Source organism: Actinoplanes sp. CA-252034, from assembly GCF_050956125.1.
In the GTDB taxonomy this organism is placed as follows: Bacteria; Actinomycetota; Actinomycetes; order Mycobacteriales; family Micromonosporaceae; genus Actinoplanes.
Map to the genome: position 1 here is coordinate 2,809,159 of NZ_CP191846.1, position 23,262 is coordinate 2,832,420.

Sequence of the window (23,262 nt, forward strand, 5' to 3'; positions counted from 1 at the left end):
TTTCACTAAAAGGGAGCCACGGCGGCATTTCATGTCCGGAAATGCATTTGCGCCGGCTCGCTTTTCCTTGTTCGGGCGACGAAGGATCCGCGGCCGGCATCGTACGAGGGGGATTCCATGCAGGTACGGCGACGAGCGTCCGGCGGCAGCAGCGCCGACGCGACTCCCGGCGACTGGCGCGGTCCGGGCCCACACCCGGTTCCGTGGTACCGCCGAGCCCTGCCCGGCCGTGCGGCACGCGCGGCCGTCGACGCGGTGGCCCTGGGCGCCGCGCTGCTGATCGCGACGTTGCTGCGCCACGACGGCCACATCGGTGAGGTCGACCTCTCCGGTCTGGTGGTGCTGTCCGCGGTCGCCGCGGTCGTGCACACCGCGGCCGGCATCCATTTCGGGCTCTACACCGGACGCTGGGCGTACGGCTGTTTCGACGAGATCGCCGCCCTGGTCCGCACCGCCGTGGTGACCACTCCGGCGCTGCTCGTCCTGGACACCCTGTTGGGCCGTCTCGTGCCCCGCTCGGCGATCATCGCGGCCGGCCTGTTCACGCTGGTCCTGGCCGCGGGCGTGCGCTACATCGTCCGCTCGCTGCAGGACAGCCGCCTGCGCCCGTCGCCGGAGCGCGGCGGCCGGGTCGTGGTGATGGGCGCCGGCGAGGGCGCCACCCAGGTGATCCGGGCGATGCTGCGCAGCCCGCGCAGCCGGTACGTCCCGGTGGCCCTGCTCGACGACGACCCGGCCAAGCGCAGTCTCCGGGTGATGGGCGTGCCGGTCTGCGGCACCCGCGACGACATGGCCGACGTGGTCCGCCGGTTCAAGGCCGATGCCGTGGTCATCGCGATCCCCAGCGCGAGCGCCGACCTGATCCGGGCGCTGACCGAGCTGGCGCAGCCGCTCAACGTGGACCTCAAGGTCGTCCCGCCGGTGGTGGAGCTGTTCGGGCGTACCGTCCGGGTCGAGGACATCCGCCCGGTCAGTCACGAGGACCTGCTCGGCCGCCGCGAGGTCGGCATCGACCTGGCCGCCGTCGCCGGCTACCTGGAGGGCCGCCGGGTGCTCGTCACCGGGGCGGGCGGCTCGATCGGCTCGGAGCTGTGCCGCCAGCTGGCCCGCTTCCACCCGGCGAAGCTGGTGATGCTGGACCGTGACGAGTCGGGGCTGCACGCCGTACAACTCTCGATCGACGGCCGTGGGCAGTTGGACGACCGCAACCTGGTCGTCGCCGACATCCGTGACCAGCAGCGCCTCGACGAGGTGTTCGCCGAGCACAAGCCGCAGGTCGTCTTCCACGCCGCGGCCCTCAAGCACCTGCCGCTGCTGGAGATGCACCCGTCCGAGGCGCTCAAGACGAACATCATCGGCACGTACCAGATCCTGCAGACCGCGATGCGCCACAACGTGGACCGCCTCGTCAACATCTCCACCGACAAGGCCGCGGATCCGTGCAGTGTCCTCGGCTACTCGAAGCGGATCACCGAGCGGCTCACCGCGGCCGCCGACGCCGCCGCGACCGGCACCTACTGCAGCGTCCGGTTCGGCAACGTGCTCGGCTCGCGCGGCTCGGTGCTCACCGCGTTCGCCGCCCAGGTCGAGGCGGGCGGACCGATCACCGTCACCCACCCGGACGTTACCCGCTACTTCATGACCGTCCAGGAGGCGGTGCGCCTGGTCATCCAGGCCGGCGCGCTGGAGAGCAAGGGCGAGGTGCTGATCCTCGACATGGGCGAGCCGGTACGCATCGCCGACGTCGCCAAGCGCATCGCCGACGCCGCCGACCAGCACATCCAGATCGTCTACACCGGACTGCGGCCGGCCGAGAAGCTCGCCGAGGTGCTGCTCGGGCCGAACGAGACCGACCACCGCCCCAACCACCCGCTGATCTCGCAGGCGCCGGTGCCCCCGCTGGACGGTGCGGTGCTGTCGCTGCTCGACCCGTCGTCGCCGCGCGAGGACCTGATCGCCGTCCTGCACTGGCTGGCCGACAGTCCCGCCCTGCCCAAGTCGCCGCACCCGGTCTTCGCCGGCAAGCAGCGCCGCGCCGAGTCGGCCGCGGCCGTCCCGTTCGGCACGCGTCCATGAGCCGCAGGCGCAAGACCCGGCACGCCAAACCATCCACGAAGGAGAACACGCTTATGCGGGTCGTCATCGCCGGTCAGGGCTACGTGGGGCTGCCGCTCGCGGTCCGCGCCGCCGAGGTCGGGCACACCGTCGTCGGCTTCGACGTCGACGACGATCGGATCAAGCGGCTCGCCGCCGGCGAGTCCTACGTCGACGACGTCTCCTCGGCCGACCTGCAGCGGGTGCTGGCGACCGGCTCGTTCCACCCGTCGTCGGACCCGCGCGCCTGCGCCGGCTTCGACATCGCCGTGATCGCGGTGCCGACCCCGCTGCGCGACGGCAGCCCGGACCTCACCTACATCGAGGACTCGGCCCGTACCCTGGCCCGCTACCTGCGGCCGGGCGCCACCGTAGCCCTGGAGTCGACCACCTACCCCGGCACCACGTCCGAGCTGGTGGCGCCCCTGCTGGAGGAGGGCTCCGGCCTGATCGCGGGCGTCGACTTCCACCTCGGTTACAGCCCCGAGCGCATCGACCCGGGCAACCGGGAGTGGAATCTGGTCACCACGCCGAAGGTGGTGTCCGGCATCGACCCGGCGTCGCTGGCCATGGTGCAGGCCTTCTACGCGTCGGTGGTGGAGACGACCGTGCCGGTCTCCGACCCGAAGGTCGCCGAGCTGGCCAAGCTGCTCGAGAACACCTTCCGGCACGTCAACATCGCCCTGGTCAACGAGCTGGCGGTGTACGCCCACGACCTCGGCATCGACGTCTGGGAGGCGATCGGCGCCGCCAGCTCGAAACCGTTCGGCTACATGCGGTTCGTGCCCGGCCCCGGCGTCGGCGGCCACTGCCTGCCGATCGACCCGTCCTACCTGTCGTGGCGGGTGCAGCGGACCCTCGGCCAGAGCTTCCGCTTCGTCGAGCTGGCCAACGACATCAACAACCACATGCCCGACTACGTGGTACGCCGCCTGGTCGCCGCCCTCAACCAGCGGCGCAAGGCGGTCAACGGGTCGCGGGTCCTGCTGCTCGGCCTGGCCTACAAGAAGAACAGCGGCGACGCCCGGGAGTCGCCCGCCCGCCGGGTCGCCTCCCTGCTGCTGGACATGGGCGCCGAGGTCAGCGCCGCCGACCCGCATGTGATCGAGGACGCCCACGTCGACAGCCGGGTCCGGATGGTGCCGCTCACCGCCGAGCAGGTCGCCGCCTCCGACGCCGTGGTGCTGCTCGCCGACCACGACGACTTCGACCTGGACCTGGTGCTGGAACACGCGCCGTACGTGCTCGACACCCGCCACCGCCTGACCGGCCCGGCCGTCGAGTCGCTGTGAAGCCGTAGGAGAAGAGGAAACCGTGCGCCTGATCTGGAACGCCGTCAACCGGCTGACCGCCCTCGGAATGCTCGTCCTGCTCGCCCCGGTGATCCTCGCGATCGCCGCCTGGATCCGGATCGCCGACGGTAGGGGCGTCCTCTTCGTCCAGGACCGGGCCGGCAAGGACGGCGTCCCGTTCCGGATGCTGAAGTTCCGCTCGATGGTCCACAACTCCGTCGCGATGAGCGCCCAGCTCGGCATCGACGACCCGTTCGGCCTGGTCGAGAACGACCCGCGGATCACCCGCTGCGGCCGGTTCCTGCGGCGGACCAGCCTCGACGAGCTGCCGCAGCTGATCAACGTGCTGCGCGGCCAGATGAACCTGGTCGGCCCCCGCCCGGACGTGCTGCCGCAGGTCGCCCGCTACTCGCCGCAGGACGCCCGCCGTCTCGAGGTGAGACCCGGCATCACCGGCTGGGCACAGGTCAACGGCCGCGACGACATCGACTGGGACCAGCGGTTCGTCCTGGACCGGTGGTATGTCGACAACTGGTCGCCCGCCCTCGACCTGAAGATCCTGTGGCGCACCGCGGTCACCCTGAACCGCGACGAGCCGCCGGTCCACGTCGACCAGATCAACATCGCCCGCCAGAAGACCGTCACCGACTCCGCTTCCGTCACCGATGGTGAAGTCAGCCGTGCCGCCTGAGATCGGCTCGGAGTTCCACTTCGACCCGGCCGCCCTGCTCGATCCGGAGCAGGGCGGTCTGCCCCGATGGCTCCCCGGCCACGAGCTGTTCGCCACCGCGAGTGGCGCGCTCGGCACTCTGCTGCACCACCTGGCCCCGGCCGGGCGCCTGCACGTGCCCGGCTACTTCTGCATGGGCGTCGCCGAGCTCCTCGCCCGGCAGATCCCGGTCACCTTCTACCGGCACCTGCCGAACGAGGGCCCGCGCTGGGAGACGCTGCGGGCCGCCGAAGGCGACGTCGTGCTCGCCCAGAACCTGTTCGGCCGCGAGGAGGGCACCGCCTGGCACAACTGGGCCCGGGCGCACCCCCGCGTCACCGTGATCGAGGACCACTCGCACGACCCGTTCAGCGACTGGGCGCGCACCAGCACCGCCGCCTACGCGGTCGCCTCGCTGCGCAAGACCCTGCCCCTGCCCGACGGCGGCCTGCTCTGGTCGCCGTCCGGCCGCGACCTGCCGCGACCCTCCGGGACCGGGCCGCAGCGGGCCGCCGGCCTCAAACTCGCGGCGATGCTGCTCAAGACCGCGTGGCTCGACGGGCGGCCGATCCCGAAGGACCGCTTCCGCGCCCTGCAGCAGCAGGGCGAACAGGAGATCCTCGGCAGTGCGGCGGAGACGTCGGCGGTCACCGCGGCGTTGCTGCCCTTCCTGGACATCGAGGGGATACGGTCGTCGAGCTCGCGGAACGCGCAAGAGGTGGCCACGGGGCTGGGGGAGCGGGTGCTGGGCGCCGGAGGTTTCCGGGTGCAACTCGTGCTCGCCTCCGAGAAGGAACGGGACGGTCTGCTGGCGTACCTCGCGGGGGTCGGGATCTTCGCCCCGGTGCACTGGCGGCAGGACCGCGACGGGTTCTGGAGCGGCGACGAGGAGGCCGCCGACCTGGCCGACCGGATGCTGACGCTGCCGGTCGACCACCGCTGCGGGCCGGCCGATCTGCAGCGCCTCGTGGAGTCCGTCGAGGGATTCGCTCGCATGGATCTTTCCGGAGTCATATGATCCGAGAGTGACTTGCCGGTCCACGCTGGGTGATCAAGGCGGAGGTGGTCGATGACCTCCATGAGCTGGTTCGCGCTGGGGATGGCCGTCTTCGGCGCCTTCAGTTACGCGACCGGGTCGATCCTGCAGGCGATCGGCGCCAAACGCAGCCACAGCACGGCCAGCACCCTCGGTCATCCGCTCTACCTGATCGGCATCGTCTTCGACATCGTCGCGTGGATCGGCGCGATCGTCGCCCTGCAGCATCTGGCCGTCTACGTCGTCGAGTCGGTCCTCGCCTCCTCGCTGGCCGTGACCGCCGTCGCCGCCTGGCTGTTCCTCGGCTCCAAGCTGCGCGGCCGTGACGTCGCCGCCATCGTCTGCACCACCGGCGCCCTCGGTGTCCTGGCCCTCTCCGCCGGTCAGCAGCACGAGATGCTGCCGTCCACACAGGTCCGCGTCGGCCTGGTGTCGGCGCTGCTGCTGCTCTGGATCCTCGGCTACGGCGCCACGAGAACCGGCCGCCCCGGCCTGATCGCCATGATCGGCGGTTTCTCCCTCGGCGGCGCCGCCATCTCCGGCCGCGCCCTGCAGTTCCCCGAGGAGGAGATGCGCCAGTTCACCACCGGCGCCGTCGCCGTCGTCACCGAGCCGGTCACCTGGACGATGATCGGTTTCGCCCTGACCGGCATGCTGCTGTATGCGAGCGCCCTCCAGGGCGGCGAGGTCGGCCGGGTCACCGCCGTCCACTGGACCGGTGAGGTGGTCCTCCCGTCGATCATCGCCCTGACCCTGATCGGCGACACCGTCCGCTCCGGCTGGGAGCTGCCGGCCCTGGCCGCCGGCCTGGTCACCGTGGGGTCCGCCATAGTCCTGGCCTCCGCCCCCGCAGCCGTCGCCCCCGCCGGCGACGACCCGGTCCCCGCCCACCTGCAGAGCGGCGGCGTGGTCGTGCCGCCCCCGAGAGCCGGAGCCCTGCTGCCCGCCGAGGCGTGGCGCCTGTCCATCCCCGCCGAAGCCCACTGGCCCGCCCTGCAGCCCCCACTGGTCCGTGGTTACGGAAGTTTCCGCTGGTGGGGCTCGCCCGCCGCCCCTCAGCCGCTGTGGGTCCCACCCGACCGTACCCTGACCCCACCCGACGCCATCCCCGCCTGGGCCGGCCCGCAGCTCCCCGAGTCCCGTACCGCCACCGCCACCGGCGCCCAGCCCACCCTGCACCACTCCCGCCGCCTGTCCACCCCACGCCACGCCGCCCTACCCCAGCCCCGCAGCTCCGGCCGCCCCGCCGCCTGACCCTCCCCCGGCCCGCGCCGGGTGGCCTGCCCGGCTCGCGTTCCCGGCTTGCGCCGGGTGGCCTGCCTGGCTCGCGTTCCCGCCTTGCGCCGGGTGGCCTGCCCGGCTCGCGTTCCCGGCTTGCGCCGGGTGGCCTGCCTGGCCCGCGTTCCCGGCCCGCGTTCCCGGCCCGCGTTCCCGGCCCGCGCCGCGTGGCCTGCCCCGCCCGTGTCGCGTGGCTTTCCCGGCCCGCATCCCCGGTCCGTGTCGCGCCGCCTGGCCTTCCCGATTCGGCGGCCGGTCCGAGTCGTGGCCTTCCCGGTTCGGACCACGCGGCATTGCCCTCTGGTTCGCTCCGCGTGGCCGTCCCGGCTCACGGCGGGCGGCCCTCCCGGTCCGCGCCGCAGTGGCTGGGGAGGGTGCCAATTTAGGCGTGAGTGTGCCGAAAACAGCCGGCCGAACTTGCCCCCGCAGTAGCATCGGTGGCACCCGAATGCCATGGTGGTGGTCGATATGGGTCGGTATTGGTGGTCGATCGAGATTCTTGACGGGCCCTACGCGTCCGCCGCTCGATGGCGTGATGCGCACCAGGAGACCATGGTGTCCGCAGCTGTCTCGTACGGCGCCCGAGAGTGGTCCTGGCATCAGTTCGGGTGGGGTGTCGTCTTCGAGATCGCCTACGACTCCGAGGATGCATGGCCCGGGTTCCTCGCGTTTCCGGCCGTTCGCGCCGCACTCGACGCGGCCCCCGACCCGGTCAACGGATTGCTGATCTACCGCGGCCGAGGCGGTAGCGCCGGCCGCGTTCAACCCCGGCGGCCACGACCGACCGCGGGTGCGGGCGCCGTCCCGGTGCCGCGCGAGGAGGCACCCAGCCGTGTCACCCTCGCCACCGCCGAGCCGGCCCCCACCACGGCCGGTGTCACCGTCTGACCTGAGCCTCCATCCGGGTGCCCAGCGCTGTCCAACGAACCTCGGGACAACGCGGGGCACCGTCGGTGTTCTCTGCCGGGTCGTCACAGACGCCTCACGGTCGATGAGATGTCGGCGGTTGTCACACGTCAGACAGGCGGCGGGCGATCAATCAGGCCTGGGCCCGGCCTGGTCAGGGGAGACGGTGGGCGATCACTCAGGCCTGGGCCCGGCCCGGTCAGGGGAGACGGTGGGCGATCATGTAGGCGTGGGGGCGTCCCGGTCGTGACTGGGGTTCGTATACGGACGTCAGCATGGGGCGGAAACCGGCTTCGGTCAGGAGCTCGGTGACGGTCTCCGGGCGGCGGCGATGGATGGTCAGCTCCACGTCGTGATCCCAGGCCCGCATGAAGTGCTTCGGCTCGTCGCCGGACTGGAATGCCAGCAGCAGCGGGGCGCCCGGCTTCAGGACCCGGTGGAACTCACGGTAGACGGCCGGAAGCTCCGCCGTCGGGAAGTGGATCGTGGAGTAGAAGGCGTTCAGGCCGGACAGGCTCTCCGAAGGCTGATCCATAGCGGTCATCGAGCCGATCTCGAAGCGCAGGTCCGGATAGGTGGCACGGGCCTGGGCGATCATTCCGGGGGAGAGGTCCACGCCGAAGACGTCCAGACCGCGCTGACGCAGGAACGCGGTCACATGGCCCGGCCCGCAACCGACGTCGGCGACCGGGCCGCGCCCCGCGGGAACGATCGTTGATCCGCCTGCCGGATCGGGGGCGAGCGCCGCTCCGGGCTCGGTCACCAGGTCGGCGAAGAGCGTGAGGACGCTGCGCAGGACCGGTTCGTCGGCGAGCTCGTCGTCGAAGAGGGTGGCGTAGTGGGCGGCGACATGGTCGTAGGACGACCGGACCGCATCGAGGAAACCGGATTCGCGCACGCGCCGGAGCCTATCGTCGCCGAACCGGAAGGCATCCCCGCGTCGGCTTCAGACGGCGACATCCGGTGACATCAAGGCTGCTGCCGGCCCCACCCGGAACCGCGGCGGGAGGCGGGAACGGCCGCCGCCGAGAGGGGAGATGGTGGCGGGAGGCGGGAGGCGGGAACGGCCGCCGCCGAGAGAGGAGGAGGCGGCGGCCGTTCGATCCTGCGGAGGACCACCGGCGCCACGGGGGTCAGAGACCACAGGGGGCCAGGGGCCGCGGAAGCCGGAGGGCCTACGGAACCGTGATAGTCAGGTCGGCGACGTAGCCGGCCGAGACGGAGCCGGTCACCGTGGCCATCTGGGTGGCGGCCAGGTCGTCGCCGAACACCATGTCGCCGGCCAGGGTGATCCGGCTCATGTTGGTGACGCTCTGCGCGTATCCGGTGGCGCCGGTGTAGACGGCCCGGGAGACCGACTCGGGCAGCGCGATCTGCGATGTCTTACGGATCAGCCCGGAGGCGCTGGTGGCGGCGGCCAGCGACGAGTACACCTCGAAGTGGATGTGCGGCCACCGGCCCGCATAGCAGCCGGGATAGATGCTGGTAAACGTCACCTTGCCGGACGAGTTGGTCACCTGGATGCCGCGCAGGTAGTTCTGGTTGGTAACGCCCGAGGAGTAGAGCGAGTACCGTCCGGCCCGGTCGCAGTGCCACGCGTAGATCGCCGCGCCCACGGTCGGCGTGCACGCCGAGTTGAGCACGGTGAGCGAGAACTGCAGCGGAACACCGGGCGCGGTGGTCGTCGACGTGCCGAACGACGACCGGATGTCGCTGCGCACGATTCCGGACAGCACCCGCACGTTCGGCCCGTTGGAGCCGTCGGCCGGGTACGGTCCGGCGGTCTCCGAGTCGACCTCGGCAGCACACGCCGCCAGCGCCGGGTCGGCCGAGCCGCCGAGCAGCGCGCCGCCGGCCACGGCCAGTGCCCCGGCGCCGCCGGCGACGGTGAGCATCCGCCGCCGGGTCATCACCGGAAGGTCGTAGGCCAGCCCTTTGTCGTGCACCTCGCGCACGAACGCTTCGTTGTCCTGCATGGGTTCCTCCTTCTGCCGTTGGGGGAGACCGCAGCAAAACATCGAAGTCTATGAATGACCTGTGGTTGATCTCGCCCTCGTCATACCGGCTGGGTCATCCCGGGCCCGCCCAGAACCGCCCGGCATGAGGTGCGATCGCCGTCTCGGCGCGACCCGTCGTGGAGTGCGGAGTCGCGGGCCCGACTCGGCGGTGGGCGTGCCCGGGGCACGAGCGCCTACCGGTAGGGCGGGAACCGGCCGGACATCATCTCCTCGGTCGGCGTGCCGCACAGCTTCTCGACGGCCAGCGGGTCGGTGATCACCCGCCAGGTGTGGAAGTCCTGCCGCCCGGCCGCGAACGCCGCCTTGTAGCGGAACAGCGAGTCGTCGGCGCCGCCCACCCCGCCGCCGATGTGGTGGACCAGGTGGCCACGGGCGCGGCCCCACAGGCGTACCTCGTGGTAGAGCAGTTTGTCGGCCCACCAGATCGGGCCGTCCCGGGTGGACTGCAGGTGGGTCTGCATGATCCCGTGGTGGGCGAAGAACAGGTTGCCGCCGAGCACCTCGCCGTCGCGTACCGCCACCGCCAGATGAACCCGGTCGCCGAGGGCGGCGAGTAGCCGCCGGAAGTGGCCGAGGTCGAAGAAGTAGAAGTCCGTCGCGCCGACCCGCCGCATCGTCGCGTGATAGGTCGACACCCACTCCTCGAGGAGATCCCAGTCGTCGACGACGACCCGTACCCCGGCCCGTCCCGCCTTGTTGATCTGATTGCGGTGGGTGCGATGGGTGTCGTGCCACAGCTGTTCCGGGGTGAGGGTGAGGTCGGCGGACACCGTCTCGCCGTGGTGCACCACGGTCCCGGCGCCGGGCAGGGCCGTGGCCAGGGTGGTGACCGGCGCCGGGAGCAGCGGGTGCAACCGGGCGAAGACGGTGATCACGTCATGGGTGCGCAGCAGTCCCGCCATGTGCCGGGCGGCGCGCGTCCAGAAGCCGGTGTCGGAGGGTGGGACGTCGCTGACCGGGCCGGGGTAGCCGTACGGGGAGACCGCGTCCCGCAGCCCGGTGCCGGGGACCGTCCGCAGCACCAGTGGCAGCAGCAGAACCTGGCCCATCTCGTCGTAGCGGAACGCGACGGGTGTGCCCCCGGACAGCCGGGCGTCGAGAGTCACGTACCCCGGAAGGTGGTAGACGTCGTGGTGGACGCGCCGCAACGCGTCCGCCCACGCCGGATCGCCGGGTTCCAGCAGCGCGCCTTCGGCCATCGGTCGTCCCCTCGTCGGTGCTATGCGGTGTTGGGCAGGATCGTGTGCCCGGTGGTGACCTGGCCGGTGTCGGTCCGGCGGCGGGCGCGGCTCCACCGGCGGGCGCTGAGCGTCCACCGGAGCAGGGTGCGCGGGATCGACGTCTGTGTCGCCATGTGCAGCAGGTAACGCCAGGTCGGGTATTCGCCGCGGCGGTTCGAAAGGGCGTACGAGAATCGGCCGGCCGGCAGGTGGGCGTACTCCGGCATCCTCTCGAACCAGGCGGTGCTGGCCCGCGCCGCACGCTGCAGCGGCGCCATCGCCGCTTTGCGCCGGTGCTCGTACCGTTCCAGGGCCACCGCCAGATCGTCGCCGGAGGAGACCGCGTCCGCCAGGGCCATCGCGTCCTGCAGGGCCAGTTTGGTGCCGGAGCCGATCGCGAAGTGGGTGGTGTGCGCGGCGTCGCCCATCAGCACCACGTTGCCGTGGTCCCAGCGCTGCGCGGTGACCCGGTGGAAGCTCTGCCAGCCGGTCCGCCCGACCTCGGCCCGATGGTCGATGAGCGCCGCACCGTCCAGATGCGACGCGAAGATCTGCCGCAGCCGCTCGGCGCCGTCGCGCGCGTCGAGGGTGTCGAAGCCCAGCTCGGACCAGGTCTGCGGGGTGCACTCGGCGATGAAGGTGCTGGTCTCGTCGTTGAACGGGTAGGCGTGGAACCAGATCCAGCCGGCCGGGGTCTGCTCGAACCCGAAGGTGAACGTGTCGAACACCTTGGGCGTGCCCAGCCAGATGTACTTGTTGCGGGCGACCTCCACCTCGGCGCCGAAGTGCTCGGCGTGTTCCTGCCGGATCCGGCTGCGCGCCCCGTCACAGGCCACCACCAGGTCGGACGGCGGCAGGTCGGTCAGGTCGCTCAGCTCGTCGGCCCAGGTGATGTTCACACCCAGCTCGACCGCCCGCGCGGAGAGGATCTCCAGCAGCTTGTGCCGGCCCAGGCTGAACCCGTACCCGGCCAGGTGGGTGGTGGGTTTGCCGGTGGCGCGGACCTCGTACTCGTCCCACTTCCGGGCGGCCGCCCAGATCCGTTCGGCGCTGACCGGGTCGTACCGGAACAGGTCGTCGAGCAGGTCGTCCCAGAACACCACCCCCAGCCCCAGGTGACACCGGCCGGATTGCGCTCCAGCACGGTGACCTCGTGGCCGGGGTCGGCCAGTTTCGCGAGGGTCGCGAAGTAGAGTCCGGCCGGCCCTCCGCCGACACAGGTGATCCGCATGACGGGGGCTCCTATCGGTAGGCCGGGAAGGTGACGGTGAGGTCGGCCGGGTCGGCGTCCGGCCGCCGGTCGCGGACCAGCCGCTCGTAGGCGACCGGGTCGGCGACCACCCGCCAGGTGTGGAAGTCGTGCCGGCCCGGCGAGAACCCGGCCTTGTACGAGAACAGCGAGTCGTTCGCCCCTCCCTTGCCGCCACCGAGGTGGAACACGCGGTCGCCGCGGGCCTTGCACCACCGGCGCACCGAGTCGTAGAGCAGCTCGTCGGCGTACCGTTTCGGGGCACGACGGGTCGACGACACGTATCCGGTGGCGATCCCGTCGTACGTGAAGAAGGTGTTGCCCCCGACGACCTCGCCGTCCTCCAGCGCCACCACCAGGTGCATCCGGTCGCCGACGGCGTCGTGCAGCGCCGACAGGTGCTCAGCAGTGAAGAAGTAGTACGAGGTGGCGCCGACCCGCCGCATGTTGTCGTGGTAGACCTCGACCCACTCGCCGAGCCGGTTCCAGTCGTCGAACACGATCTCGGTGCCGGCCCGTCTGGCCCGGTTGATGTGGTTGCGGTGGTCGGCGCGGGTCTGCTTCCACATCTCGTCCTCGGAGACCGTCAGGTCCATCGACACGGTCTCGCCGTGGTGGACCAGGGTGCCGTGGGAGGACAGGATCGGCGCGTCGAGGAGCGGATGGAGACGGATGAAGGCCGAGACGACGCCCGCGTCGCGCAGGGTGTCCACCAGCGACGTGCAGGCCGCCTCCCAGAAGACGCGGTCCCTGGTCGAGCCGACGGGACCCGGGTAGCCGTACGGTGAGATCGCGTCCCTGAGGTCGCTGCCCGGGATGTCGCGCAGGATGAGCGGGATCAGCACCCGCCTCCCGTGGCTCTCGTAGTGGAACGCGGCGGGCACTCCGCCGTAGAGCCGGGCGTCGAGGACGACGTAGTCCGGCACGTGGTACATGTCGTGGCTGACGTGCTGGAGCGTCTCCTTCCACTCGCGTGCCGCCGGTTCCAGCAGCGATGCCGTCATCTCAGGTTGTCCCTTCCGGTGCTCAGGCCCGCAGCAGGCGGGCGTTGAGCGCCATGTTCGCGGCGAACTGATCGTTCACCACCTGGTGTCTCTCCAGCCGCAGTTGCACGGCCGGGTCGTAGCGGCCCAGCTTCACGAAGCCGTCGGACCACCAGCCGTTGTCGGTCCCGGTCCCGTCCACATAGGCGTGGTAGGTCGTTCCGCCCGGCCAGATCACCCTGGTGAGCAGGGAGGAGAACGCCGCCACGTCGGCCGCCGACCAGCCCTGGTGGCGGTCGCGGGCCTCGACGACGTACGTGACCACCCCGTTGCCGTGGCCGACGTCCTGGCCGGGCCGTTTCGCCGAGTCCCACTCGTCGCTCCAGAACCAGGCCGTCGGCTCGGCCGGGTTGCGGCGCAACTGGCCGCGCAACTGGGAGCTGATGTGGTCGACGACGGTGTTGCAGTGGGCCTTGCGCGTCTGGTCGGCGGTGAGGTGCGCGATGTTCATCGCGATCAGCGCCCAGTGCGCGGCCATGTGCGTGCGCTCACGGTAGATGTAGTCCCTGGTCCCGCGGCTGAACCACTTGTCGAACACGTCGCTCTCGGCGAACGCCAGCAGCCGCTGGTAGCGGGCCCGGTAGCCGGTGTCGGGGAGGTCCTTCATGGCCACGAGCAGGTTGGTGCCGTACCGCCACAGGTACGACTCGTAGAGCGGCACCTCGTCCCCGCCCCGCCGGCCCGGCTCGACCCCCACCCCCGGTACCGGTCGCGGAACGAGCTCCTCGCCAGCGACGTCGACGGTGCCGAGGCGGCGACCACGTTCTCCATCCACGTCAGGCCACGGTCCAGGTAGCGGTGCTGGCCGGTGGCCCGGAACATCGCGGTGCAGGCGTCGACGTCGTACGCCAGGTCGTAGTGGTCGCGGCTGTCCTTGGACCGGCTCAGCGGGGTCGCGTTCCCGTGGGCGAAGTCCCAGCTCTTCATGAAGATCCCGGTCCAGTACGCCACCGTCTTGATCTTCGACACGTCCTCGACCGCGGGGGGGCTCGCCGGCACCGGCTCGCGCACCTCGGGCACGTCGTCGCCGGAGTCGCCACGGACCAGGTGCAGCCCGGTCGCGCCGGCGACCAGCGCCCCACCGAGCCCGGCGGCCAGGATCGTGCGCCGCTTCACGAGACCACCGCCGGCGTCCGCGACGGCGACGGCGCGACCGACGCCGGAACGAGGGCCGCGGCCGCGGCGAGGCCCGCGAACATCCAGGCCAGCCGGGAGTCGTAGTAGTCGCCGGAGAACAGGCCGGACAGTGCCACGAAGACGGTCGCCGCCACGGCCAGGCCGGTCAGCTGGGGCCGGGCGCCGCCGCCCCGGACGATCCGGGTCCACAGCACGATCGAGGCGGTGAGCAGGCCGAGCCCGGCCGTCCCACCCTCGGCGGCGACCGCCAGCACGTAGTTGTGTGGATACTCGACGGCCTGGTTGACGCCGACGAGCCCGTAGAAGCCGTCCACCCCCGATCCGGCGAGGGGGTGATCGATGAACATGTCGACGGCGGCCATCCAGATGTCGGTCCGCCCGGAGAGATATTGTTCCTGCACGGTCTGTTCAACGAACCGCTCCTGGAACAGCTCGGTGAACTCCGGTGGGGCGAGAGCCCAAATGGCGCCGACCGCGACCACCGCCACCAGCCCGGCCGCCGCGATCGCCCCGCCGCTCAACCGGTGCCGCAGCTTGAGCAGCGCCGCGAACCCGACGACAGCACCGGCCACCAGCGTGCCCCGTGACCCGGACAGCACCGTGGCCAGCAGGAACAACGGGATCACCAGCAGCGGCAGGATCCGGCCGGTCAGCATGAACAGGGCGACCGCGCTGATCACCCCCAGCACCTCGATCCGGGCGAACACGTTCGGCCCGCCCCGAACGCCGAGTAGCGGCCCTGCTCGCCGGGCCCGCTGATGAAGATGGCGGCCAGCGCGTAGACGACCGCGGCGACGAAGAACAACTGGAAGGTGAATCTGACGACGGTCTCCGGGTCGCCCAGCGAGTACCGGTAGAACGCCACCGTCAGCACACCCAGCAGCACCAGGTCCACGGCCTGCGGGCCGACCCGGGCGGCGGGGGGCGCCCACAGCGCCGAGGCGATCTGGAAGAGGAAGAACAGCAGGGCGGCGACCAGCCAGCCCTCCGGTCTCGTCCTCTCGATCGGGTGCCGGCCCGACGCGGAGAGGGCCAGGACCACCAGCGCCACGATCAGGCCGATCACGCGCAGATCCACCCACGCCAACTCCAGCAGCCCGGCACGGTCCAGGGTGTACCGGCCGCCGATCGCGACGAGGATCAGCAGCAGACCGGGCGCGAGGAAGGCCTTCTTCACCGTCGGCCCACGATCCGGCTCGCCGCCATCGCGAACACCAGGCACGCGCCGTAGCCGGCGAGCGAGCCGTAGGCCGCGCCCAGGATCCCGAGGCGGGGGATCAGCAGCAGGTAGGCGGCGAAGCTCACCACGAACCCGGCGATCTCGGCGGCCGACACGAGACCGCCGTGCCCCTTGGCGATGAGCAGGCCCAGGCTGATCCGGGAGACCGCGTACAGGCCGGCCGCCGCCACCAGCGGCAGCACGATCACCTTGGCGTCCGCGTACTCGTGCCCGAACAACGGCTCGACCAGCAGATACAGGCCACCGGCCACCAGCGGGACCACCACCAGCACGTAGACCGCGGCGGCGGCCACGATCGGCGTCGCCTTCAGGTCGCCGTCGTTGTGCGAGGCCCGCCACTTGCCGAGACGCGAGTCGGCGTACGCCCGGATCGGCCACGCCAGCAGCTCGGTCATGGTCGCCACCGACGTGTAGTGGCCGAGTGCCGCGGTCGACGCGAGCGCCGGGATGACCAGGCGGTCGACCCGCAGCATGGCCATGTTGGACAGCGCGGCCGGGAACAGCGCCAGCCCCTCCCGCCGGACCTGCCGGTTCTGCTCCGGGAGGACCGGGCCGGCGCCGGCGACGATCGGCAGCCGCAGCCAGATCACCAGGTAGACGACGGTCGGTGTGGCCCCGGCGATCAGGTAGGCCAGGAACCACCACTCCGGGTGGCTGGCATGTCCCACGTAGAGGCCGACCAGCATGGTGAACAGCAGCAGCGCCTCGACCACCCGGGCCACCAGGAAGTCCCGGACCCGGCCCACCGCGATGGCGATCGACCGGGTGGCCAGGCTGGTCGCCTCGATCAGGGCGAACCAGGCGAGCATCGCGACGATCAGCGGGCCCGGCGTGAGCCGCGCGGGCGCGACGATCTGCCAGATCACCGCACCACCGAGAAACAGCAGGCAGGGTACGGCGAGCAGGCGCGCGTAGGCACGAACGGCGGGAGCGGGCGACACGTTGTGGTAGGCGGCCACGAAGCTGCGCTCGGTGCCGAGCAGCAGCAACTGGGTGGCCAGGTAGACCACCTGCAGCAGCAGCGCCACCTCACCCCGGTTGGCCGGGCTCAGCGACCGGACCATCAGGATGTTCGCGGCCATCGCCACCGCGCCGGTCAGCACCTGCGACGCGAGCAGCTGGACGGAGGGCTCGCGCAGCACCTTCCCGGCGAGGGCGATCGGGCCGGCCTCCCGGATCCCGATCCGTAGATCACTCACTGCGCTGCTGCTCCTCGTCGGCGTCGTCGTCGGCGGCGCTGCGCTGGGCCGGCACCTCAGGGGACTGCTCGTCGTCGGTGTCGGTCACCTTCGCCCGGCCGCGCGCGGTCCCGACCACCGGCAGCGACACGAACGTGTCGTCGAGTCGCGGCGACTGTGTCGGGTCCAGCCCGAAGACCAGGTCGGGGGTGTCCACCCCGGTGCTCACCTCGGCCGGGCCGTGCCACGAGCCGTTCACCGGCAGCTTGCGTGGCAGCGCGTTGAGCACCGCGCCGGCCAGCCGGGCCCCGACGCGCTGGAGCAGGTCGATCGACTTCTCCACGTCCGCGGTCCGGGTCCGCCCGGCTCGCACCACCAGCAGCGCGCTGTCGGTGACCTGCCCGATCACGGTCGCGTCGGCCACACCCTGCAAGGCGGGGGCGTCCACGAGCACGATGTCGTAGCGCTCGGTCAGCGTCCGTACGGTCGCGCCCAGCCGCGGCGAGGCCAGCAGCTCACCCGGGTCGGGTGCGTGCTCACCGGCCGGCAGCACGGTCACCCGGCCGCCGAGCGAGTCCTGCAGCACGTCCGGCACCCGCGCCGTGCCGGCCAGCACCTCGGCCAGGCCGGGCGAGGCGTCCAGCGACAGGTAGCGGCCGATCCCCGGCGTACGCATGTTGGCGTCGACAAGCACGACCCGCGCTCCCGTCTCGGCCATCGCTATGGCCAGGCCGCAGGTGACCGCGGTGGTGCCCTCCTTACGACTGGCGCCGGTCATCAGCAGCGAACGGCCCCGCGCCGGTACCGCTGGAGCCGGCGGCTCGGCCAGCACCGGCAGCAGGCTGCGCAACCGGCGGAACGCCTCGGCGAGCGCCTGATCCGGATGGCCGTCGCGGGAGCGGCCGCCGATCGAGATCGTCCCGACCGCGTCGAGGCCGAGACGGCGCAGGTCGTCCTCCTCGGCGACGGTCCGGCCGGTGGCCTCCTTCGCGGCGACCGCGGCCGCCCCGATCAGCAGGCCCAGCACGGCGGCGAACCCGGCGTCACGGGCCAGGTCGCCGGGCTCCTCGACGGTGACGGCGTCCTGCACGATGGACACCTGGGTGGCCGGGCCGGCGTCCTCGTCGGCCGGGGCGCCGATCTGCCGGGCCAGGCCCACCAGGACCGACGCAGCCGTCGTCACGATCTGCTCGCTGCGTTCGGCGTCCGGGTCGACGGCCGCGATCTCGAGCAGGTCGGTGCCCTCCCGGATCTGCGCGGACAGGCTCTTCTGCACCTGGTCGACGGTGACGTCCGGCCCGATCCGGTCGACCACGGCCTGCGCCACCCGGGGGCCGGTCAGCAGAGCGATGTACGAGTTGAGCCGCCGCGCCCCCGAGTCCGGGTCGGCGTTGCCCGAGCTGACGTACAGCACCATCGACGACCGGTGGCCCGGCGCACCGGCCAGGGTCAGCCCGGCGGCGGTGCCGGCCGCGACCAGCACCGGCACCAGCAGCCAGAGCCATCGGCGCCGGCAGGCCCGGACGTACGCACGCAGTTCCACGGTGGTTCCCCCGCAATCACTTCAGGAATGGGCCGGCTCGGTGTCCCACCGGGCCGAACGGTTGAGCACGGCCTCGAACTTCTCGAAGAGCAGGTCGCGGGAGAACTGCTCCACGGCCAGCCGGTGCGCGGCGTCCCTGGCCTGCTTCAGCCACAGTTCGTCACGCAGGTGCCGGGCCAACTCGGCGCCGGCGGACTCGGTGTCGACCGGATCCAGCACCAGGCCGGCCCCGGTCTGCCGGAGCAGGTCGGCCTGCCAGCCGCCGTAGTTGACGGCGATCGGCCGGGACGCGGCCAGCGCGTCGAAGAACTTGTTGGCCGAGTTGTCCCAGAGGCCGCGGATCGGGCGGACCGTGCTGCTGGACATGGTGGCCGCGCCGAGGATCACCGGCAGCTGCGACTTCGGCACCTTCTCCCACATGTGCACGACCCGGCCGAGCAGCCCCAACTCGGCGGCGAGCGTCTTGGTCGGCTCCCACTCCTTGCCGTGGCCGACGATCAGGAACCGCAGGTCCGGGTCCACCCTGGTGGCCGTGTGCATCGCCCGGACCAGGTACTCCACGCCGTTCACCGCACCCAGGGCACCGGTGTAGACGATCAGCGGGCGGTCGCCGAGCCAGTCGTGGGCGGCGCGGAACCGACGTACCTCCTCGGGGTCGACCCGGAACAGGTCGAGATCCGCGGCGTTCGGGATGACCGTGGTGGGGGTGCCGGGCCGGCGGGCCGTGACGCCCGCGGCCATGCCGGGGGAGAGGGCGATGACCTCGCGGGCGTTGCGGTAGGCGAAGCTCGCCAGTCCGCCGGCCATGGTGCGCAGCACCGGGTTGCGCAGCGCGCCCATCTCGATCGGCACCTCGGGCCACAGGTCGCGGACCTCGAAGACGAACGGCACCCGGCGCAGCTTCGCGGCGATCACCCCGGGCACGGCCACGGTCAGCGGCGTGCTGGTGGCGAAGACCAGGTCGGCGCGCAGTTTCGCGGCCTTCACGGCGGCCAGCACCATGAACTCGGCGAAGGCGCGCAGGCGGCGGGCATACGACATGTCGTTGTGGTACGGCACGCGGAACCAGTGGACCGTCACGCCGTCCTCCACGGTCGTGGTCCAGCCGAGCTTGCGTGCCCCCGGGGTGATGTCGGTGGTGATCACGTCGACGGTGTGCCCGCGCGCCACCAGCCGGCGGGCCTGCTCGTAGGAGCGGATCCCCCGGCCATCTGCGGATTGCAGTAGTACTGGTGGATGTAGACGATGTGCATGGCGTCTCAGCCCTCCCGAACCGCGTCGACGACGCGTCCCCGGTCGTGGTCGGTCAGAGCGGATCCACTGGGCAGGCACACCCCGCGGCGGAACAGGTCGGCGCACACCCCGCCACCGCGCGTCACGCAGTCCTGGAAGACCGGCTGCAGGTGCATCGGCTTCCAGGCCGGCCGGGCCTCGATGTCGCGGCTGTCGAGCGCGGCCAGCAGCCGGTCCCGGTGGGCCTCGTCCTCGGTGAGCACGCAGGTGAGCCAGTAGTTGGGCTCGCCGTAGCCGGCGATCGGCATGAACGTCAGCCCGGGCAGCCGGTCGCGGTAGAACGCGAAGGTCGCCTTGCGGGCCGCGATCATCTGATCCAGCCGTTGCACCTGGCCCCGGCCCACCGCGGCGAGCAGGTTGCTGAGCCGGTAGTTGTAGCCGACGGCCCGGTGCTCGTAGTGCGCGACCGGCTCGCGGGCCTGGGTGGCCAGGTGCCGGGCCTGCTTGGCGACGCGGCCGTCGTCGGTCACGAGCATCCCGCCGCCACCGGTGGTGATGATCTTGTTGCCGTTGAACGAGAGCACCCCGGCCAGCCCGAACGACCCGGCCGCCCTCCCGCGATAGGTCGCGCCGAGGGCTTCGGCGGCATCCTCGATCAGGGGTACGCCGTACCGGTCGCAGGCCTCCAGAAGGGGGTCGTAGTCGGCGCACTGGCCGTACATGTCGACCGCGATCACGGCCCGTGGCAGGTTCCCGCGCTCGGCCCGGGCCCGCAGCTCCTCGGCCACCAGCGCCGGGTCGACGTTCCAGCTGTCCGGTGTGGAGTCCACGAAGACCGGCCGGGCGCCCAGGTAGACCACGGCGTTCGCGGTCGCGGCGAAGGTGAACGACGGCACCAGCACGGTGTCGCCGCGCCGGACCCCGGCCGCGATCAGGGCCAGGTGCAGCGCGGCCGTGCCGCTGCTCAGCGCCACCGCGTGCCGCACGCCGACACGATCGGCCACCTGCTCCTCGAAGGCGTCCAGGTCGGGTCCGACCGGGGCCACCCAGTTCGAGTCGAAGGCGTCCAGCAGCAGCTTGCGCTCCAGGTCGGTGACGTCCGGCGGGGACAGGTAGATGCGGGCGCCGGTCTCGGTGTCAGTCATGGACGCGGGTCCTCACGGCCAGGATCGGCCAGGCCGGGTGCAGGCCCTGACGGCGGATGCACATCGGGGAGTCGCCGGCGTGCATGGCCGGGCGCAGGGTGCTGGAGAAGCTGCGGTACCCGGCCCGCCGGGCGACGGCCACGTCTCGCTCGCGGTAGTCGACGGCGGGATGGCCGTACGGCGCCGCGAAGTCTTTGATCTCGGTCCCGAGCTCGTCCTCGATCTCCCGTTTCGAGTCGACGATCTCCCGGGCCGCGGTCTCGTCGTCCTGGTCGGCCAGCCGGTGATGGGTGACCGTGTGCGAGCCGAAGTCGAACCCGGAGGCCGCCAGGTTCCGGCAGTCGTCCCAGCTCAGGTTCCCCGGCTGCCCGACCATGCCGGAGGTGAGGAAGAACATCGCCGGGACCCTCATCTCCAGCAGCACCGGCGCGGCCACGTCCCGCCAGGTCAGGTGGGCGTCGTCGAAGGACAGGCAGAACACCGGCCCGGTCAGCGGTTGCGTGCCGGTCAGGATGCGCATCGCCTCGTCCCACCCGACCATCGGGCCGATCCGCTGCAGGGCCCGCAGGTGGTTGCGCAGGTCCTTGGCGTACTCGGCGGGAACGTCGTGATAGAAGGGGAAGTAGAGGCCGGGGGTGCTGGGGAGCCGGCGCCGCAGCCCGGCGGGGGCCATGATCCGTCCCTGCAGCCGTGGCCGTGCCCGCAGGCGACTGCGCAGCCCCAGCTCGTTCAGGCGTCGTCTGATCGCCGTCTGCATGCGATCGGCACCCTCCCGCTCGTTCGACAGGTCGCGGCCACGAAGACGTCGTCCCGCGGCTCACACCCACCTTCGCAAATGCGTGCGGGCGAGCATCAGTAGCAATTGTCACCATGAACGCGAGTATTATTCGCGTCAATTAGGAATAGCCCGATCGGCTCCTTGCGGAATGGACATGTGGTTGAGCATCATCAGGCCCGCCGGACAATGATTCGATCGGGGACCCCTCATGTTGCGACTGCACCGGGTGCAGCCTGACGCCGCCCTCTGGGCCGACCGGGCGACCTACCCGGATCGGCTGATCTTCCACACTCCCGAGTGGCTCCGGTTCGTCGCCGAGTGCCAGAACGCCGAGCCGCTGCTCGCCACCGTCACCGATGGGGGTCAGCCGGTCGGGCATTTCACCGGGCTTCTGAGCAGGCGTTTCGGCATGCGCATCCTGGGCAGCCCGATGGCCGGCTGGACCACGTCGTACCTCGGATTCACCCTCCGGCCGGACGTCCCCCGCCGGGCCGCGCTCAGCGCGCTCATGCCGTTCGCCTTCGGTGAGGCCGGCGCCGCGCACCTGGAGATCCGCGACCGGGGTCTCACGCCGGCCGATCTGACCGGCCTCGGCCTGCGCTGGGACTCCGCGCCCACCGCGGTGATCGATTTGAATCCCGACTCCGACGCGTTGTTCGGCGCGATGGCGAGCGCATGCCGCAGAAACATCCGCAAGGCCGCGAAGTCGGGTGTCACCGTCGAGGAGGTGGACGCCGATCCCGCATTCGCCGACGAATTCTACGATCAATTGCGGGACGTATTCGCCAAACAGAATCTGGTACCCACCTATTCGGTGGAAAGGGTTCGGTCGTTGATCCGTCACCTGGGCCCGGCCGGGCGGGTCCTGCTGCTGCGCGCCCGGGATCCGGAGGGCCGCAGCATCGCCACCGCGGTCCTGCCGTGGCATCACCGCGCCATGTACTTCTGGGGCGGCGCCAGTTACCGCTCCGGACAGCACCTGCGGCCCAACGAGACGCTGATCTGGCACGCGTTGCGGTGGGCCAAGGCGCGCGGGGTCACCGAGTTCGACTTCGTGGGCGGCAACACGTACAAGGAGAAGTACGGCACCACCGAGGTCGCCGTCCCGTGGGCCCGACGCTCCCGCTCGCCGCTGGTCGCCCATCTGCGTGACGCGGCCAAGCAGGGTTTCGCCCTCAAGCAGCGCACGATGGCCCGTCTGACCGCCGCCCGCTGAGCAACGGCTGGCGTCCGGGCCCGGGCCCGGATAGGTTCCTGGGTGACTTCGCCGAGAGGGTGACTTCGCCGAGAGGGTGACTTCGCCGAGGGCGACTTCGCCGAGGGCGACTTCACCGACAGGGCGACTTCACCGGGAGTGGGACGAGGGAATGTCCGGCCCATCGGTCACAGCCGTGGTGGACGACGAGACCTGGATCGTCGAGCTCACCGTGCGCGGGGTCTGGGAGCGGGCCCTGTGGCTCACCACCTTCGGCCTGCTCAACAAGTGCCTGTCCCACCATCCGGCCGGGCTGCTGCTGGATCTGCGTGACCTGCACGACCCGGGGGCGATCAGCGCGCCGCTCTGGCTCACCGCCGCCGTCCACGGGGAGCGCATGGAGCCGGTGGTTCAGGTCGCCGCCTGCCTGCCCGACCGTACCGACCTGTCCGCCCGGCTCGGCACCGTCGTCGCCGCCCGGCTGGTGCCCACCTTCCCGACGGTCCGGCTGGCCCGGTCCTACCTCTCCGTCAGCCGCCCGCGGACGGAACGGGTCCGGCTGCACCTGCCCGCCGACGAGGCGGCCGCCGCCCGGGCCCGGCACATGGTGACCGCCGCCTGTGAGGAGTGGGGGATGGCGCCGCTCGTGACCCGGGCCCGTCTGGTCGTGTCCGAGCTGGTCGTCAACGCGGCCGAGCACGCCGGCACCCCGATCGACGTGCTGATCTCCCGTCGCGACGCGGGCCGCCTCCTGCACCTGGCCGTCGTCGACGGCTCGCCGGCCCTGCCGTCGATCCGGCTGGAGATGGAGAACCCCTTGACCGAGCGGGGGTACGGCCTGCGCATCGTCGACGCGGCGGTCAACGGATGGGGCGCGCTGCCCACGCGGACCGGCAAGATCGTGTGGGCGCTCCTCAAGTCCTGACGACAAGCCCTGACGACCGGCCCGTCACGTCCGGCAGCCCGCC

At 71.5% G+C, this 23,262-nt stretch carries 22 protein-coding genes and 1 pseudogene; 8 read left to right on the forward strand and 15 right to left on the reverse strand.

Annotation, left to right across the window (positions count from 1 at the left end; genetic code table 11):
* Nucleotides 1-117: 117 nt before the first annotated feature.
* The 6 genes from ACQPZW_RS12595 (at nucleotide 118) to ACQPZW_RS12620 (ending at nucleotide 7,297) form a co-directional block, all read left to right on the forward strand.
* Nucleotides 118-2,076, forward strand: a complete 1,959-nt coding sequence (locus ACQPZW_RS12595; RefSeq protein WP_433795028.1) for a polysaccharide biosynthesis protein — start codon at nucleotides 118-120, stop codon at nucleotides 2,074-2,076.
* A 53-nt stretch (nucleotides 2,077-2,129) separates the two neighbouring features.
* On the forward strand, nucleotides 2,130-3,386 hold the full coding sequence (locus tag ACQPZW_RS12600) for a nucleotide sugar dehydrogenase (RefSeq protein WP_433795029.1): 1,257 nt from the start codon (nucleotides 2,130-2,132) through the stop codon (nucleotides 3,384-3,386).
* Nucleotides 3,387-3,408: 22 nt separating this feature from the next.
* Nucleotides 3,409-4,077, forward strand: coding sequence for a sugar transferase (locus tag ACQPZW_RS12605; protein ID WP_433795030.1), 669 nt, complete (start codon nucleotides 3,409-3,411; stop codon nucleotides 4,075-4,077).
* Nucleotides 4,067-5,113 carry a hypothetical protein gene (locus ACQPZW_RS12610; protein WP_433795031.1) on the forward strand — a complete coding sequence of 349 codons (1,047 nt, stop codon included), beginning with the start codon at nucleotides 4,067-4,069 and terminating at the stop codon, nucleotides 5,111-5,113. The genes ACQPZW_RS12605 and ACQPZW_RS12610 overlap by 11 nt, the downstream gene beginning before the upstream one ends.
* A gap of 51 nt (nucleotides 5,114-5,164) precedes the next feature.
* Complete coding sequence (locus ACQPZW_RS12615) at nucleotides 5,165-6,385, forward strand: hypothetical protein (protein ID WP_433795032.1); 1,221 nt, start codon at nucleotides 5,165-5,167, stop codon at nucleotides 6,383-6,385.
* A 576-nt stretch (nucleotides 6,386-6,961) separates the two neighbouring features.
* The gene (locus tag ACQPZW_RS12620) at nucleotides 6,962-7,297 is read left to right on the forward strand and encodes a hypothetical protein (protein WP_433795033.1); all 336 of its coding nucleotides are present in this window, start codon (nucleotides 6,962-6,964) and stop codon (nucleotides 7,295-7,297) included.
* Between the two features lie 217 nt (nucleotides 7,298-7,514).
* Here ACQPZW_RS12620 and ACQPZW_RS12625 read toward each other — a convergent pair whose 3' ends face one another.
* The 15 genes and pseudogenes from ACQPZW_RS12625 to ACQPZW_RS12695 form a co-directional block, all read right to left on the reverse strand.
* Complete coding sequence (locus ACQPZW_RS12625) at nucleotides 7,515-8,213, reverse strand: class I SAM-dependent methyltransferase (protein WP_433795034.1); 699 nt, start codon at nucleotides 8,211-8,213, stop codon at nucleotides 7,515-7,517.
* A 277-nt stretch (nucleotides 8,214-8,490) separates the two neighbouring features.
* A complete protein-coding gene (locus ACQPZW_RS12630) occupies nucleotides 8,491-9,291 on the reverse strand; it encodes an intradiol ring-cleavage dioxygenase (RefSeq protein WP_433795035.1) in 801 nt (266 codons plus the stop codon).
* A 215-nt stretch (nucleotides 9,292-9,506) separates the two neighbouring features.
* Nucleotides 9,507-10,532, reverse strand: coding sequence for a GNAT family N-acetyltransferase (locus ACQPZW_RS12635; RefSeq protein WP_433795036.1), 1,026 nt, complete (start codon nucleotides 10,530-10,532; stop codon nucleotides 9,507-9,509).
* 20 nt (nucleotides 10,533-10,552) lie between these two features.
* Nucleotides 10,553-11,653 (reverse strand): FAD-dependent monooxygenase, encoded by a 1,101-nt coding sequence (locus ACQPZW_RS12640; protein ID WP_433795037.1) that lies wholly within the window; start codon nucleotides 11,651-11,653, stop codon nucleotides 10,553-10,555.
* A 65-nt stretch (nucleotides 11,654-11,718) separates the two neighbouring features.
* Nucleotides 11,719-11,784, reverse strand: a pseudogene (locus ACQPZW_RS12645) (hypothetical protein); the annotation flags it as partial.
* A gap of 11 nt (nucleotides 11,785-11,795) precedes the next feature.
* Nucleotides 11,796-12,806, reverse strand: a complete 1,011-nt coding sequence (locus ACQPZW_RS12650; protein ID WP_433795038.1) for a GNAT family N-acetyltransferase — start codon at nucleotides 12,804-12,806, stop codon at nucleotides 11,796-11,798.
* Nucleotides 12,807-12,828: 22 nt separating this feature from the next.
* Entirely contained in the window at nucleotides 12,829-13,506 is a 678-nt protein-coding gene (locus ACQPZW_RS12655; protein WP_433795039.1) for a hypothetical protein, read from the reverse strand.
* On the reverse strand, nucleotides 13,449-13,961 hold the full coding sequence (locus ACQPZW_RS12660) for a hypothetical protein (protein ID WP_433795040.1): 513 nt from the start codon (nucleotides 13,959-13,961) through the stop codon (nucleotides 13,449-13,451). Before ACQPZW_RS12660 ends, ACQPZW_RS12655 begins: the two co-directional genes overlap by 58 nt.
* Nucleotides 13,958-14,689: an O-antigen ligase family protein gene (locus ACQPZW_RS12665; RefSeq protein ID WP_433795041.1), complete on the reverse strand. Its 732-nt coding sequence runs from the start codon at nucleotides 14,687-14,689 to the stop codon at nucleotides 13,958-13,960. The genes ACQPZW_RS12660 and ACQPZW_RS12665 overlap by 4 nt, the downstream gene beginning before the upstream one ends.
* Nucleotides 14,659-15,159 (reverse strand): hypothetical protein, encoded by a 501-nt coding sequence (locus ACQPZW_RS12670; protein ID WP_433795042.1) that lies wholly within the window; start codon nucleotides 15,157-15,159, stop codon nucleotides 14,659-14,661. The genes ACQPZW_RS12665 and ACQPZW_RS12670 overlap by 31 nt, the downstream gene beginning before the upstream one ends.
* Nucleotides 15,156-16,421, reverse strand: coding sequence for a lipopolysaccharide biosynthesis protein (locus tag ACQPZW_RS12675; RefSeq protein ID WP_433795043.1), 1,266 nt, complete (start codon nucleotides 16,419-16,421; stop codon nucleotides 15,156-15,158). Before ACQPZW_RS12675 ends, ACQPZW_RS12670 begins: the two co-directional genes overlap by 4 nt.
* The gene (locus tag ACQPZW_RS12680; protein ID WP_433795044.1) at nucleotides 16,414-17,943 is read right to left on the reverse strand and encodes a polysaccharide biosynthesis tyrosine autokinase; all 1,530 of its coding nucleotides are present in this window, start codon (nucleotides 17,941-17,943) and stop codon (nucleotides 16,414-16,416) included. The genes ACQPZW_RS12675 and ACQPZW_RS12680 overlap by 8 nt, the downstream gene beginning before the upstream one ends.
* Before the next feature lie 21 nt (nucleotides 17,944-17,964).
* The gene (locus tag ACQPZW_RS12685; protein WP_433795045.1) at nucleotides 17,965-19,113 is read right to left on the reverse strand and encodes a glycosyltransferase family 4 protein; all 1,149 of its coding nucleotides are present in this window, start codon (nucleotides 19,111-19,113) and stop codon (nucleotides 17,965-17,967) included.
* A gap of 89 nt (nucleotides 19,114-19,202) precedes the next feature.
* Complete coding sequence (locus ACQPZW_RS12690) at nucleotides 19,203-20,321, reverse strand: DegT/DnrJ/EryC1/StrS family aminotransferase (RefSeq protein ID WP_433795046.1); 1,119 nt, start codon at nucleotides 20,319-20,321, stop codon at nucleotides 19,203-19,205.
* Nucleotides 20,314-21,078 (reverse strand): polysaccharide deacetylase family protein, encoded by a 765-nt coding sequence (locus tag ACQPZW_RS12695; RefSeq protein ID WP_433795047.1) that lies wholly within the window; start codon nucleotides 21,076-21,078, stop codon nucleotides 20,314-20,316. The genes ACQPZW_RS12690 and ACQPZW_RS12695 overlap by 8 nt, the downstream gene beginning before the upstream one ends.
* A 229-nt stretch (nucleotides 21,079-21,307) precedes the next feature.
* Between ACQPZW_RS12695 and ACQPZW_RS12700 the strand changes: the two genes are divergently transcribed.
* Together ACQPZW_RS12700 and ACQPZW_RS12705 are read left to right on the forward strand one after the other, a co-directional pair.
* Nucleotides 21,308-22,315, forward strand: a complete 1,008-nt coding sequence (locus ACQPZW_RS12700) for a lipid II:glycine glycyltransferase FemX (protein ID WP_433795048.1) — start codon at nucleotides 21,308-21,310, stop codon at nucleotides 22,313-22,315.
* A 151-nt stretch (nucleotides 22,316-22,466) separates the two neighbouring features.
* The gene (locus ACQPZW_RS12705) at nucleotides 22,467-23,219 is read left to right on the forward strand and encodes an ATP-binding protein (protein WP_433795049.1); all 753 of its coding nucleotides are present in this window, start codon (nucleotides 22,467-22,469) and stop codon (nucleotides 23,217-23,219) included.
* Nucleotides 23,220-23,262 lie beyond the last annotated feature (43 nt).

Bases quoted from the DNA above. Each gene is read 5' to 3' on its own strand.
- ACQPZW_RS12595 (WP_433795028.1), top strand. From the start codon at position 118: ATGCAGGTACGGCGACGAGCGTCCGGCGGCAGCAGCGCCGACGCGACT.
- ACQPZW_RS12600 (WP_433795029.1), top strand. From the start codon at position 2,130: ATGCGGGTCGTCATCGCCGGTCAGGGCTACGTGGGGCTGCCGCTCGCG.
- ACQPZW_RS12615 (WP_433795032.1), top strand. From the start codon at position 5,165: ATGACCTCCATGAGCTGGTTCGCGCTGGGGATGGCCGTCTTCGGCGCC.
- ACQPZW_RS12620 (WP_433795033.1), top strand. From the start codon at position 6,962: ATGGTGTCCGCAGCTGTCTCGTACGGCGCCCGAGAGTGGTCCTGGCAT.
- ACQPZW_RS12630 (WP_433795035.1), bottom strand. From the start codon at position 9,291: ATGCAGGACAACGAAGCGTTCGTGCGCGAGGTGCACGACAAAGGGCTG.
- ACQPZW_RS12635 (WP_433795036.1), bottom strand. From the start codon at position 10,532: ATGGCCGAAGGCGCGCTGCTGGAACCCGGCGATCCGGCGTGGGCGGAC.
- ACQPZW_RS12650 (WP_433795038.1), bottom strand. From the start codon at position 12,806: ATGACGGCATCGCTGCTGGAACCGGCGGCACGCGAGTGGAAGGAGACG.
- ACQPZW_RS12690 (WP_433795046.1), bottom strand. From the start codon at position 20,321: ATGACTGACACCGAGACCGGCGCCCGCATCTACCTGTCCCCGCCGGAC.
- ACQPZW_RS12695 (WP_433795047.1), bottom strand. From the start codon at position 21,078: ATGCAGACGGCGATCAGACGACGCCTGAACGAGCTGGGGCTGCGCAGT.
- ACQPZW_RS12700 (WP_433795048.1), top strand. From the start codon at position 21,308: ATGTTGCGACTGCACCGGGTGCAGCCTGACGCCGCCCTCTGGGCCGAC.
- ACQPZW_RS12705 (WP_433795049.1), top strand. From the start codon at position 22,467: ATGTCCGGCCCATCGGTCACAGCCGTGGTGGACGACGAGACCTGGATC.